Raw genomic sequence first — 1,002 nt, 5'->3', positions numbered from 1 at the left:
CAATTCCTGGGTACGACCTGCCTATGGAGCCAACGGCGTTTTTTACACCGTAGTACCGATGCCTTGATTCACTCAAATGGAAAAAACAATGAAATTGAATGCACTGAACAAAGCCTTGGCACTCTCCATGCTGCTGACAGCCGCTAGCCTCAATGCGGTTGCTGCGGACATTCCGTTGGCCACTGAGGTGGTAGCTGATCAAGTGGTAACAAAAGTCCTGGCGGTTGATGCTGCCAAGCACCAAGTCGTCCTGGAAGGACCGGAAGGTCGGCAATTTCAAGTCCAACTCACTGACCGAGCCAAAGACCTGAACAACTTGAAAGTCGGCGACCAGGTCAACGTTGAGGTTATCCACTCGGTGGCGGCATACCTGGACACCGACGTTGACAAAGGCCTGCCAGAAAATAGTGAAACTGTCGGTATCGTGCGTGCCACCGACAGCAACCCGAATCCAGGCGGAGAAGCCTACCGTCAGGTTCGCGTGCAATTGAAAATAACTAACATCGATCTGAACACAAACCAGCTGACATTTGAGAATCCAGCCGGTCTGACCAAAGTTGTTGACATCGAAAGACCTGAGATCCAAGCGAAATTGAAGGATTTGAAAGTCGGTCAGAGCATCCGGGTCACCTACACAGATGTGCTCAAAGTCACTAGTCAACACTGAGTTCTAATGGGCGAGGGATGGTGAGTACCTTGTCCTGAAGTCGAGCTGACCATTGGTTGGAGCGTGACCTAACACCCATCGCAGCGTTGGTCGTCATCGATGACGTAATCAAGCGGTGGGTGTGCTTGCATGGCTTACCTGCTGACTGTTGCCCTAAAGGAACTACTTAGAGCACTAAGGGGATCGCCGTACCCCAAGGGGTTCGTCTCAATATCTCGCCTTTGAGGCTCTGGGTTAGGCTAAAAGCAACGAATGAGCGGAGCCACGTTATGCGATTGTTTGAATTGATTACTTTCACAGTGCGTGTGCGCACCGTTGCACAGGCACTGGTCCAA

Annotated in this window: 1 protein-coding gene; it reads left to right on the top strand. The window is 51.3% G+C overall.

What is annotated here, in order from left to right:
• Positions 1–88 precede the first annotated feature (88 nt).
• Positions 89–667, top strand: a complete 579-nt coding sequence (locus AC1DRJ_RS29490; RefSeq protein ID WP_477805232.1) for a hypothetical protein — start codon at positions 89–91, stop codon at positions 665–667.
• Positions 668–1,002: the final 335 nt, after the last annotated feature.

Source organism: Pseudomonas sp. P5_B2 (genome assembly GCF_056400445.1).
The sequence above is the reverse complement of the archived record's forward strand: the minus strand, read 5'-3'. Positions and strand labels throughout refer to the sequence as shown.

Excerpts from the sequence above, each read along its gene's own strand:
- AC1DRJ_RS29490 (WP_477805232.1), top strand. The coding sequence starts at position 89 with ATGAAATTGAATGCACTGAACAAAGCCTTGGCACTCTCCATGCTGCTG.